The sequence below is a fragment of the Ruminococcus sp. Marseille-P6503 genome (assembly GCF_900604945.1).
Classification (GTDB): Bacteria; Bacillota; Clostridia; order Oscillospirales; family Ruminococcaceae; genus FB2012.
The window spans coordinates 633,696-650,977 of record NZ_UWPB01000001.1 but is presented as its reverse complement, the minus strand read 5'-3'; the positions used below and the strand labels follow the sequence as shown (position 1 = coordinate 650,977).

Here is a 17,282-nt window from a genome sequence, read left to right as displayed (position 1 = left end):
TTCAATCCTTTCAAAAGCAAAGTTTTTTATCAGCCGATTACAGCAAGAACCTCTCCTGTTTCAACGGATGAGCCTTTAGTTGTATTAACGCTGATCACCTTGCCTGCGCATGGAGAGTTTACATCATTTTCCATTTTCATAGCTTCAAGAATAGCTACAGGCTGTCCGGCGTCAACAGTATCGCCAACAGCAACCTTGATATCAAGAACCGTTCCCGGCATAGGAGCTGTAACCTTTGTTCCGTCAGCCACAGGAGCAGCCGGAGCAGCTGCAGGAGCGGGAGCTGCCGCGGGCGCAGGTGAGGAAACAGCCGGAGCAGCGGAATCAGAGCCTATCTCCTCCACCGCAACGTCGTATGTTTTTCCGTTTACTGTAATATTATATCTTTTCATACTTACAACCACCAATCTCAATTTTTTATTCTGACCGAACCGGCATTAAATCTGTATGTTGCTGTGCTTTTTGGGAAGTCTGGAAATACGCTTTCCTGCCATTATCTCCACTGAAGATATAAGAATATCGCGTATATCGCCGCCTTCAACGATATTGTCAAGGCAGTTTTTCTGAGCGGCAGCCGCCGCGCAGGCTTCCTCAGCGGCATATTTTTCCGCCAGCTCATTGCGCTTGGCGGCAAGATCCTCAGCCCCCTTAAGCTTGTCATGATAAAGAAATTCAACCGCGGCTTCAGGATTCAGCGGAGAGATCACAGCGTGCGGAAGGGCAAACGTCATATCCGCATTTGCTCCTCTTCCCGCCAGCGCGATATACGCGGGACCGTATGCTTTACCGGTTATGACAGCCAGCTTTATAGTAGTTGCTTCAGCATAAGCATGAGCAAGCTTTGCCATGCTCTTTACAGCGCCCGCTGCTTCGGTTTCATCGTCCGCGGCAAAGCCCTCGGTATCAACAAAAGTGATTACCGGAAGCGCGTAGGCGTCGCAGGTTCTTACAAATCGGGCGATCTTGGAGCAGTCGTCGGCAGTAAGCTTATCGTCGGTCTTATTTGTTGCAATAATGCCGACGGAAGCGCCGCCCAGAGTTCCTAGAGCAGTATAAGAGGCCTTTCCGTATCCTGCATAAAGCTCAATCAGGCTTCCCGCGTCAAACACAGCCTCCGCCTGAGAAACAGCGTCGTTTCCGAAGGCCGAAGCAGGCGCTTCAAACTCATACATAGGAACAGGTGAAAGATTATTCTGCGGAAGCTTGCTGAGAATATCCTTAACAGCCTCCACCGCAGTCTTATCGTCAGCTGCTACAATGCACGCGGTACCGTTTGCAGCGGCATTTTCGGCAAGATTCTTTATATCGGAATTCGGAGCGGTATAAAGCTCTGAAGCCTTGGTAATCACAGTAAAATCAGCGGATTCGGCAAGCATAGCCGCAGTTCCCGCACAGGTTCCGGCAACAACCGCAATCTGAGGAACCACTCCGGAAAGATTTGAAACACGCATAAGCAGCTCACCGTAAGCGGACATCGCAGCAAATCCGTCGTTCAGATCAGCTCCGAACGAATCATAAATTCCGACAACAGGAACGCCTGTTGCCGCAGCCATATCTAATATTTTAGCAATTTTATCTGCCTGAACCTTTGAAAGCGCTCCGCTGTTGACCGATATATCCTGTGAAAACGCATAAACTGGATTTCCGTCAACATAACCGTAAGCGGTAACCACGCCTGAAAGCCCGCAGCCCGACTTGGCATAAGGATCAAGCTCGGTATATTTTCCCTCATCAAACAAATATGCCAGACGGTTTCTTGCAGAAGCAGGAGCCGCAGTCATCGCCTGAAGCTCGGCAAGAGTTGAAATTGAATCAGACATACAGTTTCCTCCATGTAACAAAATTCTACGACAAACCTATGCGGACGCAAAACGTTCTGTCATAGCTATACGAATATTATTATACTATTTTTCAAACGATTTAGCAAGAATAAAAGCAGAATTTTCTTTACTTTTTACGTCTTAAACATTTTTTGTTCATTATATGTACATATAAAAATCAGCGGCTGTACAACCGCTGATTCTGTTTATTTGTTTTTCGCAAGCGCGTTTCTCAGCGCCCTCAGCTCATCAGGCTTAAGCTCACGGTATTCTCCCGGTTTGAGCATACCAAGCTTCAAAGGACCGACAGAGGTTCGTTTCAGCCTTGCCACCTCAAGTCCCACCGCCTCGCACATTTTTCTTATCTGACGTTTTTTTCCCTCATGAATCGTCATCTGAAGCACCACTCTGCCCGGCTGCTTATCAAGCACCAGAACAGTACAAGGGCGGGTTTTCCCGCTGTCTATCTCGACGCCTTCAGACAGCGCCGTAAGCTGATCGTCGTTTATATCAGGACGGACTGTTACGCGGTAGGTCTTGGAAATATGACAGGAAGGGTGCATAATATCATTTGCAAACTTTCCGTCGTTGGTGAACAGCAAAAGTCCCTCGGAATTTTTATCAAGCCTGCCTATAGGATAAACTCTTGCCGGAATACCGTCAATCAGATCGGTAACGCATTTTCTGTCGAGCTCGTCCTTCATTGTGGTTACATAGCCTCTCGGCTTGTGCAGCATAATATAATACATGCGCTTTTTCTTGGTAAACGCTATGCTTTCACCGTCTACAGCTATAATATCTTTTCCAGGCAGCGCTTTATCGCCTAGACCACAGGGACGTCCGTTTACCTGCACTCTTCCCTGAGCTATAAGCTCCTCGGCCTTTCTTCTTGAACAATAGCCGCTTTCGGCGATTATCTTCTGAAGTCTGATTTTTTCCATATATTCTCCTCAACTATGTACGGTCTTTTCAGACCGTTATTCAAAAAGTATTTTTGCCTTCTCAATACAGCTTTGCAAAAAGCCCCTTTTTTTCGGCTCCGCTGTTTTACCACCGACGCTCTGCGCCGTATAGACCGGCTTTTGAGCTATCAGCTCGCCGTTATAATAATACTCTGCTCTTCCGACCTGAACGTTTTCAGCCGCGGGACAATATATAAACGGCTGGATAAAAATTTTACAGGTCACGTTCTCCGCTTTTCCGTCCGGAAGCGTAAGCCTGACCTTATCGGTTTTGCACAGAATTGTGTCGGCAGTACCACCGACCGCGCCGATTTCAAACGTATCGGTTTCCAGCGGCAGTTCCTGCTTTGACATAAGTGAAAAGCCGTAATCGAACATTCTGGTGTGATCTATCCAGTCGTCCGGGTCGTTGAGCGTAACGCATATCAGCGTCGCTCCGTCTCTTTCGCAGGCAGATACAAGACATCTTCTGGCCTTATCGGTAAAGCCGGTTTTAACTCCTATCACTCCGTCGCACATCGCAAGCAGCTTATTGGAATTGGTAAGCCATCTTTCGTACGGAGGATTGCCGAATTCAAGCTTGGCGTTCTTTTTGCCGCATATCTCTCTGAAATCTTCGTTTTTAAGCGCTTCTCTCGCAAGCGAAGCCATATCGTAAGCCGTCGAATAATGCTCGTCCGTATAGTCGTCAAGACCGGAGGGAGTTACAAAATGAGTGGAAGTCAAGCCCATTTCAGCCGCCCGTTCGTTCATAAGCTGAACAAACGCCTCCACGCTGCCGGAAATTCTGACCGCCGCACAGTTTGCGGCATCGTTTCCGCTTGGCAGCAGCATTCCGTAGACGAGAGTACGCATTGTGACAATATCGCCCTCCTGAAGCCCCATTGACGAGCCTTCTACCTTAATGGCGTCCTTGTCTACCACAAATTTTTCGTCAAGATCTCCCTGTTCAAGCGCCAGCAGTGCTGACATTATTTTAGTCGTGCTTGCCATAGGAAGCTTCTCATAGCCGTTTTTTTCGTATAAAACCTCTCCGGTAGCGGCGTCGATCAGGATCGCTCCTTTTGCGGAAACTCCCGAAAGCTCATAAGCGTCCGCTTTAAAAGCAAACGATAAAAAAGCAATGATCAGCGCGGAAACAAACGATACAAATCTCAATTCAGACACACCCTTATTATAATTTTCATCCATAATATAATGTGCCGGACAAGAGATTTAATTCAGAAAAACAAGCAGGGAAATTACTCCTCCGACTTTCCGCCCGTCTTTTTGTCAACAAAATCAATAATCTTATCCACAACTTCGGGAACAAGATTTACTACCGCGTTTTCATAGGAGGTGTTTGTCGTCATCTGCAGAAGCTTCGTTTCGCCGTTATGAATAACTATAAACGCCATAGGCTGAATAGTTATTCCCGCTCCGGAACCGCCGCCGAACTGATCCTTTGTCGTTTTGGTAGGAAGATCCGAACCGCCCGAGGCAAATCCGAATGAAACCTTTGAAACGGGAATGACCGTTGTACCGTCGGAGGTAACGATAGGCTTGCCTACGACTGTTTCACAATCAGTCATCTCCCTGATTTTTTCCATCGCCGTTTTTACAAGGGATTCAAGTTTAGTGTTTTCGCTCATTTTAAAAAGTCCTTTCCGTTAGAATTATAACAATAATATTGATTGAATAAATACTGAATCATACTCCCGCCGCCGCCTTTTGCTCGCAGCCCGCGTCGGCGTCTGATTTTTTGTCTTTTTTGTTCTCTCTTCGCTGTCTGATAAATATAATCAAAAAGTTTACCGCTATACACACCGCAAGCGCTATAACCGCGCTCGGACGAATCCTTATGGCAGCCTCAGCCTCGCCGCTTATAGTATTCCTGGTAAATACGCAGTTTACGTTAGCTTTTTTTATTTTGACAGTAAATATATTAGCAAAGGTTCCGAGAAAATTGAACAAGACCCCCTGAATCGCTCCGTAAAATACGGCGGCCTCATGAGCGTCCTCTCTTCCGACAGTCAGGCTGATGCGTATATCAGTAAAGCGGATAGTTTTACAAAGCTTTTTAAAATACTTCCACCCCATCGGAATATACGGCTTTACAAGCCCGTATTTTTCTTTCAATCCGGCAAAAAAGCCTTCTCCGGACTTTTTCCGTTTCTTATCTGCCTTTTTATCAAAACCGCGCTTTTTCTTGCCTTTCGGCTTTTCCTTATGCTGAGCGTCTTCGTAATTACCGGCTTCAAAGCTTTTTTCAAGCTCTTCCAGATCAAAATTATCATCAGGATAGCTTTCAGCATCAAGCTTGTTTACATCTTCTGACAATCCTGAATTATCGGTTTTATTGCTTTCTGTAAAGTCAATCCGCTCCGTACCCTCGTTAATATCAGTATCTGCAAAATCATCGTCGATATTATCTTCAAACAAATCCTTGGATTTTTTTTCGCTTTTAATTTTTTTTGTTCTGCTTTTTTTATTTGCTTTTTTCTCGGCTCTGGGATAAACGGTAAACAACATATATTTTATTTTTATGTCAAATCCATCGCTGTCTGCTTTTATATAAGCCGTTACCGAAAAATGCAGAAGTATTACAATAACTGCAATCAGAGTCAGCAGTATCCAAAGTACAATTATTGCAATCATCTCCCGTTACAAATTTTAAGCTCTTCACTCTGATCCCGGTGCGTTTACATTATTCTCCTGATTTTCCATGACCTCGTCAATAGTTATCTGAGCCTTACGCTCCGGCAGCTCAGGCAGTTCCTCCAGAGAAGAAATCTGAAAAGCTCTGAGAAAAGCGTCGGTAGTCCTATACGCTATCGGCCGCCCCGGAAGATCAAGTCTTCCCGCCTCAGTCAGAAGCTTTTTTTCAACAAGGGAATTAACCGTACCTGAAGAATCGACTCCCCTGACGTGCTCTATAAAAGATTTTGTGACCGGCTGATTATATGCCACGACCGTCAGAACCTCAAGAGCGGCAGATGAAAGCGCGGTATTTTTCTTGATCTCCAAAGCGTTTTTTATATACTGCGAATATTTTTTCTTTGCCGCTAACTGATATGCTCCGTTAAGCTTCAAAAGCTCTATTCCGCTGGATTCGCCGCTGTACTTTTCAGCCAGCTTTTCTAACAGCTCCGCCGCTTCGCTTTCGTCCACTCCGGCAGCCTGAGCAAGCTTTTCAGGCTCAATAGGATCTCCCCCCGCAAAAAGTATTGACTCTATTATCGCAAGTTTTTCATTTACGTCCATAAAAATTTCCTTTATTTATAAAAATCTGTATCTCCACAGATTATTTTTTCCGTACCTGCCAAAAAACGACCCGCGCAGATTGCCGTATCTCCACCAGTTAAGCTTTATTTTCAACTCCTGTTTAACTACAGCTCCCGCGCTGCCGCTCTCCAAAGCTTCAGGCTCGTCATCAACAGCGCAAGAGTTCTGCTCAGGTTTGTCAGAAGCCTTAGCTTCAAAGCCTTTGGCGTACCCGTACTCCTCAATTACAGGAGCAGACGCGGCAATCGCCCTAATATCCCCTCTAAGACTTATAGTATGCGTTTTGGACATACGCTCAGAGGAAAACTTAACCTCTTTTTCAGGTCTATGTACATCTGATTTTTCAGCATTAGGCGGCTCGTATATCGCTTCGTCAGCCAGACCGCTGTCATGACTGTAAAGACTGCCGGACGTTTTTTCCTCATCGCTTTCGCCAGAATCAGACGTGACCTGCGAAGCCGATTCGGAACCTGTTTCAGCAGCGAAGGCAGTATGCTTCTTATTCGTCCTGCTGAACCTTATCACTGTATTGTCGTCGTTAATATATATCCTGCCGGACTTTGTTAGCTCAAGCACCGCCAAAAAGGTCGCCACCTTTTCGGATTTGTCGGTGATACCGCTGTAAAGTCGGGACATTTCACATTCTCCGGTTTTATAAAGCTTCTTTAGTACAAATATTATTTTTGAGGTCACTGAAACTATCCTGTGAGAAACTATCGGGGAGAAAACATTGGCGCGCAGCGGCTTATACTGCTTAGCCTTTGACGAGATTCCCATATAAGCGTCATAAAGCACGGAAACGTCATGCGTTCTGGTATACGCTTTGTTCACAGGCAGCTTTAACTGCTGACGTACAAAAATATCTCCTCCGGCATAAAGCTCTTTCAGCCTCTCAGCAGCCGTTTTGCATAGAGAATACTCTATGATCCTTCCCTCTAATTCCTTTTTCAGCTCCTTTGCCTCCTCAGGCTGAGGAAGCAGAGAACAGGTTTTAATATATATAAGTCTTGCCGCCATTTCCAGAAAATCAGCCGCCGACTCATAATCGTCGGTTTCAAGACAGCTGATATACTCCATATACTGATCTAACAGCAGGCTTATCTCAATATCATATATATTAAGCTTATGCTTGGAGATCAAGTGAAGCAGCAGATCAAGCGGTCCTTCAAAAGCTTCAAGCTTAAAAGAAATCGAACTCATCCGCGGCCTCACAAAATTGCAGCTACAATATAGTCCATCCAGAAGGTAAGCTTATCCATTATCCAGAACATTCCGTTCTGAAGCCAGCCGAGAGGTCCGTCCAGAATTCCGGTGACAATAAGCACAAGAAAGACAATTGAAATATACATCTGATTATCATTTATAAACCTGTCAACCTTCGGTGATGTAAAATATCCAAGTATCTTTGAACCGTCAAGCGGCGGTATGGGAATAAGATTAAATACGGCAAGACCAACATTTATAAGAGTAAAATACTGAAATATAACCGTAATCCACATCATAGCCTCGCTCGGGTCAGCAAGATAAAGACCCAGCGACAGCTTGTAAATAATCATTCCGAAAAAGCCTACTATCAGATTGGAAATAGGACCTGCGGCAGCGCAAAGCGCCATGCCTTTCCGGTAGTGCTTAAAATTAAGCGCGTTTACCTGTACGGGCCGCCCCCAGCCGAAGCCGGTAAAAAAAATACACACAGCGCCTAAAGGATCGACGTGCGCCAACGGATTAAGCGTAAGCCTTCCCTGATATAAAGGCGTTTTATCGCCCATTTTATCCGCCGACCAGGCATGAGCAAATTCGTGTATAGGAATTACAAGAAATATTACTATAAGCTTTACTCCATATCTTAAAATGGTTTCCTGATCCATTCTGTTACCTCCGCAAAATATTAAAATAGCCTAATCTGCATTACGGCTTATAAGGCGGATAAACGCCGCTTTCTCTGTATGGACTTTAATCTCATGCCGTAAATATTGACTTAACTCAAACAACTGCTTAAAATTAATTATACACTATGCTATAATAAATTTCAAGTGCAAAGCTTCGCTTTTATACTATATTTCACAATATTTTCACGAAGCGGCACGTTCGAATGCCAGCTGGCGGGACGGTACAGGTTTTGAAAATCCTTTTATAATCATGCTGCCTTGGCTTGTAAAATTTTTTTGAAAAACTTTATCAAAACACTTGCTTTTTTATATCGGGTGTGATATAATATTTTATATTGTGGATTAAAGTCTAGTTATTATTGAAAAGGAGGTGCAACCTAATGGCAAAGTGTCAGTTTTGCGGAAAGGGTGTTACTTTCGGAATAAAGGTTTCACACTCACACAGAAGAACAAACAGAACCTGGAAGCCAAACGTCAAGAGAGTAAAGGCTGTTGTTAACGGTTCTCCTTGTCACGTTTACGCTTGTTCAAGATGTCTGCGTTCGGGAAAGGTTGAGCGTGCATAATCTCTGTTTAAAAGTATTTTAAATTCCAAAAATAGGGCTGGCAGATATGTCGGTCTTTATTTTTTTGCTTCGGCAGTTATTTCAGAAAAGCACAGTACAAAGATCAACGATCAATGTACTGTGCTTTTTTTGTCCGGCGGCTATGCCGGTTGGATATGACAAAAAATCCGGCTTTGAACCGGATTTTTAAGTATCAGCCGCTGCAGTCCTCTTTTTTGATTTTAAAAATCATTCTCAGAAAGCCGGACAGTATCTTCGGACTTTTGACTACAACAATTTTCATAAGTAAAACCTCCAAAATATTTAGTAATACATATTATGCACTGCTTCATATTTTGGTTCACAGACGTGAGGAAATTATGAGCAGAAGTCCGCTTTTAAAGGAAATACAGGCATAATCATCCGTTATGACATTTGAAAGACCTATAGGAAAAAAGCTTGTAATTTCAGAATTTTCAAGCGGATACTTCACGCCGCTTACTGTCAGACCGGTTACAGCTTCGGTATAGGCGAAAAGCGAAAGAGAGCGCGAATCATCTCTCCTGACCCTGTATTCGCCCGGAGCGTTAAGCGTTATGGATTCATCGGCGCTTATTATTTTCCCCGAAGCTCCCTGCTTTGCAATAAACCCCAAAGACTGAAGGTTTGAAAACGTATGGTCAAATCTTCCGCCCAGCGCTCCTATTATAGTTATATCCTTATAGCCTCTCCTGAGAGCTTCCCTTATGGCGAGCATCAGGTCAGAATCGTCCTTTTCTTTGGGAAAAGTCATAACCTCGCCGCAGTTTTCAGGAATGTATCCCAGCGAATCGTAATCGCCCATTGCCAGATCGGGAATTATACCCAGCGCCTGAGCATACCTGTATCCGCTGTCGGCGGCAATTACAAAAGCGTTTTTCCAGACCGAACTGTCAAGCCTTTCAGGATAGTCCAGCACTCCCCCTGTAAAAATCACACAGTTATCCATTCCTATGCTCCCACTCCTTGAGCTGCTTTGCCTGCTCGTACATTTCCTTATAGCTTTCGTGCCGTGAAGCAGCTATCTTACCGTCATTAACAGCCTGTATAACGGCGCAGCCCTTCTCCTTTGTATGACTGCAGTCTGCAAATCTGCACCTGCCGGTATATTTTCTGAATTCACAGAAACAATCGGCAAGATCCTCCTTGAAGATTATATCGTATCTGTTGGTATCGAAGCTTGAAAACCCGGGAGTATCCGCGACATATCCGCCCTCGTCTACCTTGTATAGCTCGACATGACGTGTAGTATGCTTTCCTCTTCCAAGCTTTTGGCTTATTTCATCAGTAGCCAGATCAAGCCCGGGAAAAATATTATTGAGCAGCGACGACTTGCCCACGCCAGTATTGCCAGTGAACGCCGAAAGCTTTCCCCTGAGAAAGTCCCTTACCTTTTCAGCGCCTTCCCCGGTAGTATTGTCAACGCAGAAAACATTGATCCCAGCGCGGCTGTAGATATTATAATACTGAGAATAATCAGCTTTATCAATTTTTGTAAACACAATAGCGGGAGTTATTTTTTTGTACTCAGCTATAGCGATAAATTTATCCAGCAGCAGCAGATTAGGCTCCGGTTCGCAGGTAGACGCCACAAATACCAGCAAATCAAGATTGGCAAGCGGCGGTCTTATAAGCAGGGATTTTCTTTCGTGAATTTCGTTTATAACTCCGATACCGTTCTTTTCAGCGGAAAAATCGGCAATATCCCCGCAGACGGGAGAAATCCCCCTCTTACGGAAAACTCCCCTTGCTTTACATTCATAAACGCCGTCGGAGGCTTCTACAGTGTAGATGCCCCCGAGCGCTTTAATTATTATACCTGTCATAGCTCTTAATATTGTTCCTCTGAGTCTTCATAGTCTTCATAGGACGAATCCTCTTCAGGCGGAACATCTACAGGCTCGCTAATTGAAGCTGTAGTAGTTGTGGTAGTTGTCGTTGATGAGGTTGTCGTAGGAGTTATATTAAGCAGTCCGCTTTCATTCAGACTTCCTACAAGTGTGACTTCCTGCTTGTCATAATCAACGTCATATTTTGCATACTGCACAGTCTGGTTTGTTTCAGAATTGGTGATATTAACGGTAAGCGTTTCAGTTTTCTTGCCGGAAATATTGATGTTTACAGAGCCTCCGGCAACTGTTTCTCCGCTTGCTATCGAATGAGTAAAGGCAACGTTTCCGTCACGGTATACGTTGATAGTATAAGCTCCGTGTATTCCCGAAGGAAGCGGCAGTCTCAGCTGCATATCTATCGGATCGGTTTCTCCTGTGGAAACGTAAATAATAACCTCAGTCTGCTTATCGACATATTCGCCGTCGTTTATGCTCTGGGAAACGACCTTGCCCTTATCTCCCTCATGCTGAACCTCCTGAACCTTTCCGGTAAGCTTATTCTCAGCAAGCTTAGCCAGCGCCTTTTCTTCCGTAAGTCCGACAACATTAGGTACCTTTACCTGAGTTTCAACCTCGCCTTTACTGATAAATACCAATATATCGGCGCCCTCAGGATACTGCTCTCCGGCGGCAGGCTCCGTCTTTATAACAAGCCCCTCAGCCACATTGTCGTCGTAAGAATATCGGAAAACGGCGTTGAATCCGGCGCTCGTCAGCTCGCTTCTGGCGATCTCCTCGGTTTTGTTCTTCATATCAGGAACGGTAATAAGCTTCTGACCTTTGCTGACCGTAAGAGAAAGCGTATAACCCTCGCGCACGCTCTTATCAGTTACGGACTGCCACATTATAATGCCTTCTTCATACTCCGTACTGTATTCCTCGCTGATATCAAAATTCAGCTTATCCTTATAATCCTGCTGAACCTGTACTATATTCTTACCTACAAAGTTCGGAATAGTCACCGTCGAGGTATGAGTACTGGGCGCGCTGAAATTCTTTATTACCACATATGCGATTACGATTGCGGCAATAATAACGACCGCCACGGTAACCGCCATAAGAATAGGCACTACATAAGAACGCTTTTCCGGCTCGCCGTCGTCCTCCTCGCTGTCGTAATCACTTTCGTCGTAATCTTCCTCAGTCATTTCAGCCGGAACAGAACTGAAATATCTGGTGGATTCGTCCTGAAAATCGTCAGCTGTATTATTCTTATAACCGAAAACTACCGACTGATTGATCTTAAAGGTATCAATATCCTTAATCATCTCAGCGGCTGACTGATACCGTCTTTCAGGATTTTTCTCCATTGCATGGATTACTATCTCCTCCAGCGCTTCCGGAATAGACGGCATTATCTCGCTTGGAGCCACAGCGTTCTCCTGCATATGCTTCAGGGCTATAGCAACCGGATTTTCTCCGTCAAACGGCTTTCTTCCGGTAAGCATTTCATAAAGCATAACTCCGACAGAATAAATATCGCTTCTTTCGTCGGTCATATCGCCTCTTGCCTGCTCCGGAGAAATATAATGCACCGAACCGATAGTCTTATCCGAGATGGTCTTTCCGTCAACTCTCGAAAACCTTGCGATTCCGAAATCCATCACCTTGATGGTTCCGTCGGCAAAAAGCATTATATTCTGGGGCTTTATGTCCCTGTGAACGATTCCCTTGTCATGAGCGTGCTGAAGCGCTCTGAGAATCTGCGTTACAAAATGAAGAGCGTCCTTCCAGCGCAGCACTCCCTGCTGCTCGATAAACTCCTTCAGGGTTATTCCGTCTATGTATTCCATGACGATAAACTGAATCTCATCCGTAAAGCCTACATCGTAAATTTTTACGATATTCGGGTGGGAAAGAACGGCAATCGCCTTACTTTCATTTCTGAAACGTCTGAGAAATTCCTCGTTCTGGGAAAATTCGTCTTTAAGGATCTTAACCGCGACCACACGGTTTTCCATAACGTCTACAGCCTTGTAAACGTCAGCCATTCCGCCGACGCCTATAAGCTCTGTGATTTCATAACGGCCGTCCAGCTTTTTGCCGATATTTGAATCCATTAAATTCAACTCCTAGCTTTAATTTTTGCATCTCCGGCGGCAGATCGCCGCCTCTTTTCTTCGTCCTTTAATTCGCTATAAGCGCCACGGTTATATTATCCTTGCCGCCCTTTTCATTAGAATAATTTATTAAATCTGCAACGGCGTTGTCAAGATTTTTTCCGAAGACAAAATCATATATGATCTCATCAGTGCAATAATTCGACATTCCGTCTGAACACAGCAGAATCGTAAAATTACCTTCCGGCTCAAGCTCGAAATAATCCACCTCGACATCGGCCTCAACGCCTACAGCCTTTGTAATGACATTTTTCATGTGGTGAGTCTTTATTTCTTCCTTTGTTATCATTCCCTGCTCGTAAAGCATCTGAACATAGGTATGATCTGTGGTAATCTGCTCTATTTTGTTTTCGGTCATCAGGTACGCCCTGCTGTCTCCGACGCTGACTATATAGCATTTTCGTCCCGCAACCAAAGCGGCGACGCAGGTAGTTCCCATTCCGTTTTTGTCAATATCCTCTTTGCTTTTCTCATAAACGAGGGTATTGGCTCCGTGCACCGCAGTAAGCATAAGATTTCTTATGCTGTTTGCTCCGGCGTCCGGTCGGTAATTTTCAGCGATCCTGTTATAAATCGACGCAATTGCAACCTCGCTTGCAACCCCGCCGGAAAGCGCTCCGCCCATACCGTCGCATACGACGGCGAGAGCTGTATTATCGCCTATCATGCCCACTCTTACGCGGTCCTGATTTTCCTTACGGATTTTGCCTATATCCGTATTTGAAGCCAAATACAAGCAGTTCACCACCTTTCTTATATTTCATATTCGCGCCTTAGCTGACCGCAGGCAGCGTCAATATCGGCGCCAAGAGTACGCCTGACCGTAGCGTTTACGCCAAGCTCCTCAAGATATTTTCTGAACCTCTGAGCAGATTTCCTGTCAGAGCTGTAATTTCTTTCTTTTATTTTATTTACAGGAATAATATTTACATGACATACGAAATTATCAAGAAGCTTAGCAAGCCTGCGCGCGTCGTCCATTGAATCGTTATGTCCGTCTATAAGCGCGTATTCAAAAGAAATACGCCTTCCCGTCGTTTTAAAATAATCCCTGCAGGCTTTCATAAGCATATCTATATCATACCTGTCGTTGACGGGCATGATCTCGCTTCTTTCCTTATTATCCGAAGCGTGAAGCGAAACCGAAAGCGTAAGCCCGAGATTCAGACCGGCAAGGTCATATATTCTGGGAACTATCCCGCAGGTAGAAAGCGAAACGTGTCTTAAAGACATATTGATTCCCTCGGGACATGACAGAAGCCTGAGGAAGTCGACAACGTTATCGTAATTATCCAGCGGCTCGCCTATTCCCATCAAAACCACTCCGGAAATTTTCCTGCCGCTGTCGCGCTCCGCCGTATAGACCTGGAGCAGTATCTCGCTTGCAGACAGATTTCTTTTAAATCCGGCGATAGTAGAGGCACAGAATCTGCACCCCATTTTACAGCCGACCTGAGTAGACACGCAGAGCGTATTTCCGTAGCTGTATTCCATAAGCACGGATTCTATATGATTGCCGTCTTCAAGCTCATATAGATATTTTACAGTATTATCGCTGTTGGATTCAAGTCTTTTACATATAAATAGTGATTTTATACAAAATTTTTGATTCAAGACACTGCGAAATTGTACAGATAGATTAGTCATCTGGTCAAAATCGGAAACTTTTTTTACATGAAGCCATTCAAAAATCTGCTTTGCCCTGAATTTTTTCTCGCCCAACTCTGCTACGGCGTTCTCCAGCTCGTCAGGCAGCATAGACAATATATCAATTTTTCCGTTATCGCAAATCCGTACCGTAATCTCACCTCAGTTTTCTAAGCTTCGCAATAAAAAACCCGTCCGAGCCGAACTTCTCAGGAGTTATAGTTACTTTATAGTCATTTTCCAAGCCGACCGCTCTTATTCCGAGAGCGCACGGCTCAAAATCGCTGTGCTCGCTTAAAAAGCGCTCTATTACCATATCGTTTTCCGCCCTTGAACAGGTGCAGGTGGAATAGACAACCGTACCGCCCGGTTTCAGATATCCTGATGATATGTCCAGAATTTTGTACTGTAAATCAGGCAGTCTTTCAAAATCGTCGGGATTTTTATATTTGATCTCCGGCTTTCTCCTTATAACCCCCAGCCCTGAACAGGGTACGTCGCACAAAATTCTGTCAGCATATGGAATACTGCCGTTAAAAAACTTTGCATCGTTCGCGGCGGCTCTAATGATACTGATACCAAGACGCTCCGCGCCGCTTTTAATAAGTCTGACACGGCTTTCGTGAAGATCATAAGCATATATCTCGCCCTCGTCGCCCATAAGCTGGGCAACTGTAAAGGCCTTTCCGCCCGGAGCGGAGCACATATCGAGAACAACCTCTCCTCGGCGGGCGTTCAACGCCTCGCAGCAGATCTGACTTGACAGGTCCTGAACATGAACAAGACCTTTTTTATAAGCTTCACTGCGTTCCACCGAACCGCAGCCGCGGATTTTTATACAGCCGTCCGCATACCCGATTCTCTCACAGTCAAAGCCGTCGCCTTGCAAAACAGATATAATATCCTCAACGGAGCCTTTCAGCGTATTTGCCCTTACGGTAACCGGAGCCTGTCCGACGGAAGATTCAAGCAGCGCCATAGCCGCTTCTCGCCCGTACTCGTCAAGCCACTTTTTTACCAACCACTCAGGACATGAATACTCTATCGAAAGCTTCTCCGTTTCACTTCTGCCTTTTGGAAGCTTTTTTCCGCCGCGTATAAATTCCCTCAGCATACCGTTTACAAAGCCGCTTACCGCCGCATTTCTGCCGTTCTTGGCAAGCTTGACGGCTTCGTCGACAGCCGCGCTGTCAGGAACGGAATCCATGTAAAGCAGCTGATAAAAGCCCATCCTCAGAATATTTCTTACTTCAGCGCTCAGCCTGTTTCCCGGCTTTCTGGAGTATTTTTCTATCAGTCTGTCAAGGGTAAGCCTGCGTTCAAGCACTCCGTAAAACAAAGCAGCTGCAAACCTTTTATCCTGTATGCTCAGTTCTGATTTTTTTAAAGCGTCATCAAGCAGTATATTAGAATACGATGATTTACTTTCAAGCTTTGTCAGCAGCCGTAACACCGTTTTTCTGGAATTTTCCATTTAAATCTCCGTTTATCATAAATCATTACCCAAAGCCGATGTAAAGGTACAAAATTAGACATAAATTCAACCGTAAAGCTATAAACCTTTAGAAACAATCATTCGTCAAACCTCAAATATCCGCAATTTCATCATACTGTCAAATTACAAACCTTGTCAAATTATAGTCTGTAAAATCGAATTGCTTTGTTGTTTACATCAGCTTTTCTTTTCCGTTCAAAGGCTTTCCCCTGAGATAATCTTCAGTTTTCATGCGTTTGGAGCCTTCAGACTGAACTTCTGTAAATCTGATAACACCGTCTGAACAGGCGACTGAAAATATTTTCGGATCAACGATCTCCCCCGGCTGTTTTCCGCTGGGAGTTTCCGATATTATCTCCGATTTGTATACTTTCAGTCTTTTGCCGTTCAGCGCAGTAACGGCGCAAGGCCAGTCGGAAAGCCCGCAGATGTGATTATGAACCTTTTTTACCGGCTGACTGAAGTCTATTGGACACATATCTTTTGAAAGCATGGGAGCATATGAGGCTTCGCTTTCCTCCTGCCTTCGCGGAACGATTCCGTTATTTTCAAGCTGTTCAAGCGTTCTGAGCAAAAGGCCCGCTCCCATTTCAGCCAGTCTGTCAAAAAGCTCCGCCGACGTTTCGTTTTTTCCTATATAAGTTGACTCCTGCAAAAGTATATCTCCCGTGTCAATACCCTCGTTCATAAGCATAGTAGTAACGCCGGTTTCCTTTTCTCCGTCAAGCACAGCCCGCTGGATCGGAGCCGCTCCCCTGTATTTAGGAAGCAAGGAGCCATGAATGTTTACACAGCCATACCTTGGGATCTCAAGCACCGTCTTAGGAAGTATTTTGCCGTATGCCGCCACCACTATGCAATCCGGCTTTAAGCCTGAAATTATGCCGATATATTCTTCGCCGTCTTTCTTAAAGCTTAAAGGCTGATATACGGGCGTGCCATGCTCCTGAGCAACAACCTTAACCGGAGGCGGCGCAAGCTTATAGCCTCTTCCCTTAGGCTTGTCCGGCTGGCAAAAAACCGCAGTCACGTTGTGCCCGGAATCGTACAATGCTTTCAAAGCCGGAACCGCGAAATCGGGAGTTCCCATAAAAATTATATTCACTGTTATACCTCGCTTATGCGGATTTTTTTATTTTTCATCTACATCGACAAATTCGACTACCTTTTCAAGGAACAGATGTCCGTCCAGATGCTCTGTTTCATGGCATACCGCCTGTGCGAAAAGATCGGACACTTCCTTCTCGTACCAATTGCCGTTTCTGTCCTGTGCCCTGAATTTTACTCTGACAGGTCTGACTGTATATCCCCATTCGCCGGGGCAAGAAAGACAGCCCTCTATAACCTTATGCTTTTCCTCAGATTCTTCAAGTATCTGAGGATTTATAAGCTCGCACAGCCCCTCGCCGGCGTCGATAACAACAGCTCTCCTCAGAATACCGACCTGCGGCGCCGCAAGACCTGCGCCTTCTGCCTTTTTCAGAGTTTCCGCCATGTCGTCAAGCAATGTCCAAAGCTTTTCGTCAAATTTTTCTACAGGCTTACACATTTTATGAAGAGTTTCATCTCTCTTATTAAGTATATTTCTGATCGCCATAAATCTATTTCC

At 44.9% G+C, this 17,282-nt stretch carries 19 protein-coding genes; 1 reads left to right on the top strand and 18 read right to left on the bottom strand.

What is annotated here, in order from left to right; translation table 11 throughout:
• Positions 1 to 29: 29 nt before the first annotated feature.
• The 9 genes from EIH25_RS03075 to EIH25_RS03035 form a co-directional block, all read right to left on the bottom strand.
• Positions 30 to 392, bottom strand: a complete 363-nt coding sequence (locus EIH25_RS03075; RefSeq protein ID WP_124098476.1) for a biotin/lipoyl-containing protein — start codon at positions 390 to 392, stop codon at positions 30 to 32.
• A 45-nt stretch (positions 393 to 437) separates the two neighbouring features.
• Positions 438 to 1,820, bottom strand: a complete 1,383-nt coding sequence (locus EIH25_RS03070) for a carboxyl transferase domain-containing protein (protein WP_124098475.1) — start codon at positions 1,818 to 1,820, stop codon at positions 438 to 440.
• A 206-nt stretch (positions 1,821 to 2,026) separates the two neighbouring features.
• Complete coding sequence (locus EIH25_RS03065; protein WP_124098474.1) at positions 2,027 to 2,761, bottom strand: pseudouridine synthase; 735 nt, start codon at positions 2,759 to 2,761, stop codon at positions 2,027 to 2,029.
• Between the two features lie 36 nt (positions 2,762 to 2,797).
• Complete coding sequence (locus tag EIH25_RS03060; RefSeq protein WP_164489137.1) at positions 2,798 to 3,973, bottom strand: D-alanyl-D-alanine carboxypeptidase family protein; 1,176 nt, start codon at positions 3,971 to 3,973, stop codon at positions 2,798 to 2,800.
• 50 nt (positions 3,974 to 4,023) lie between these two features.
• Positions 4,024 to 4,413 (bottom strand): GerW family sporulation protein, encoded by a 390-nt coding sequence (gene ytfJ, locus EIH25_RS03055; RefSeq protein WP_124098473.1) that lies wholly within the window; start codon positions 4,411 to 4,413, stop codon positions 4,024 to 4,026.
• A gap of 58 nt (positions 4,414 to 4,471) precedes the next feature.
• The gene (locus EIH25_RS03050) at positions 4,472 to 5,419 is read right to left on the bottom strand and encodes a DUF2953 domain-containing protein (protein WP_124098472.1); all 948 of its coding nucleotides are present in this window, start codon (positions 5,417 to 5,419) and stop codon (positions 4,472 to 4,474) included.
• A gap of 24 nt (positions 5,420 to 5,443) precedes the next feature.
• Positions 5,444 to 6,025, bottom strand: a complete 582-nt coding sequence (scpB, locus tag EIH25_RS03045; protein WP_124098470.1) for an SMC-Scp complex subunit ScpB — start codon at positions 6,023 to 6,025, stop codon at positions 5,444 to 5,446.
• A 15-nt stretch (positions 6,026 to 6,040) separates the two neighbouring features.
• Complete coding sequence (locus EIH25_RS03040; protein WP_124098469.1) at positions 6,041 to 7,246, bottom strand: segregation/condensation protein A; 1,206 nt, start codon at positions 7,244 to 7,246, stop codon at positions 6,041 to 6,043.
• Positions 7,247 to 7,254: 8 nt separating this feature from the next.
• Positions 7,255 to 7,914, bottom strand: coding sequence for a site-2 protease family protein (locus EIH25_RS03035; protein WP_124098467.1), 660 nt, complete (start codon positions 7,912 to 7,914; stop codon positions 7,255 to 7,257).
• A gap of 401 nt (positions 7,915 to 8,315) precedes the next feature.
• Here EIH25_RS03035 and rpmB point away from each other — a divergent pair, with 401 nt between their 5' ends.
• A complete protein-coding gene (gene rpmB / locus EIH25_RS03030; protein WP_124098466.1) occupies positions 8,316 to 8,501 on the top strand; it encodes a 50S ribosomal protein L28 in 186 nt (61 codons plus the stop codon).
• Between the two features lie 193 nt (positions 8,502 to 8,694).
• Here rpmB and spoVM read toward each other — a convergent pair whose 3' ends face one another.
• The 9 genes from spoVM to def form a co-directional block, all read right to left on the bottom strand.
• On the bottom strand, positions 8,695 to 8,784 hold the full coding sequence (spoVM, locus tag EIH25_RS03025) for a stage V sporulation protein SpoVM (RefSeq protein WP_124098464.1): 90 nt from the start codon (positions 8,782 to 8,784) through the stop codon (positions 8,695 to 8,697).
• Positions 8,785 to 8,841: 57 nt separating this feature from the next.
• The gene (locus tag EIH25_RS03020) at positions 8,842 to 9,468 is read right to left on the bottom strand and encodes a thiamine diphosphokinase (RefSeq protein ID WP_124098462.1); all 627 of its coding nucleotides are present in this window, start codon (positions 9,466 to 9,468) and stop codon (positions 8,842 to 8,844) included.
• On the bottom strand, positions 9,461 to 10,345 hold the full coding sequence (gene rsgA, locus EIH25_RS03015) for a ribosome small subunit-dependent GTPase A (RefSeq protein WP_124098461.1): 885 nt from the start codon (positions 10,343 to 10,345) through the stop codon (positions 9,461 to 9,463). The genes EIH25_RS03020 and rsgA overlap by 8 nt, the downstream gene beginning before the upstream one ends.
• Positions 10,346 to 10,350: 5 nt before the next feature.
• Positions 10,351 to 12,471 carry a Stk1 family PASTA domain-containing Ser/Thr kinase gene (gene pknB, locus EIH25_RS03010; RefSeq protein WP_124098459.1) on the bottom strand — a complete coding sequence of 707 codons (2,121 nt, stop codon included), beginning with the start codon at positions 12,469 to 12,471 and terminating at the stop codon, positions 10,351 to 10,353.
• Positions 12,472 to 12,538: 67 nt separating this feature from the next.
• Positions 12,539 to 13,261: a Stp1/IreP family PP2C-type Ser/Thr phosphatase gene (locus tag EIH25_RS03005; protein ID WP_243113072.1), complete on the bottom strand. Its 723-nt coding sequence runs from the start codon at positions 13,259 to 13,261 to the stop codon at positions 12,539 to 12,541.
• Positions 13,262 to 13,284: 23 nt separating this feature from the next.
• Positions 13,285 to 14,322 carry a 23S rRNA (adenine(2503)-C(2))-methyltransferase RlmN gene (rlmN, locus tag EIH25_RS03000; RefSeq protein WP_279254430.1) on the bottom strand — a complete coding sequence of 346 codons (1,038 nt, stop codon included), beginning with the start codon at positions 14,320 to 14,322 and terminating at the stop codon, positions 13,285 to 13,287.
• Between the two features lie 13 nt (positions 14,323 to 14,335).
• Complete coding sequence (gene rsmB / locus EIH25_RS02995) at positions 14,336 to 15,652, bottom strand: 16S rRNA (cytosine(967)-C(5))-methyltransferase RsmB (RefSeq protein WP_124098457.1); 1,317 nt, start codon at positions 15,650 to 15,652, stop codon at positions 14,336 to 14,338.
• A 193-nt stretch (positions 15,653 to 15,845) separates the two neighbouring features.
• Entirely contained in the window at positions 15,846 to 16,778 is a 933-nt protein-coding gene (gene fmt, locus EIH25_RS02990) for a methionyl-tRNA formyltransferase (RefSeq protein WP_124098455.1), read from the bottom strand.
• A 27-nt stretch (positions 16,779 to 16,805) separates the two neighbouring features.
• Entirely contained in the window at positions 16,806 to 17,270 is a 465-nt protein-coding gene (gene def / locus EIH25_RS02985; RefSeq protein ID WP_124098454.1) for a peptide deformylase, read from the bottom strand.
• Positions 17,271 to 17,282 lie beyond the last annotated feature (12 nt).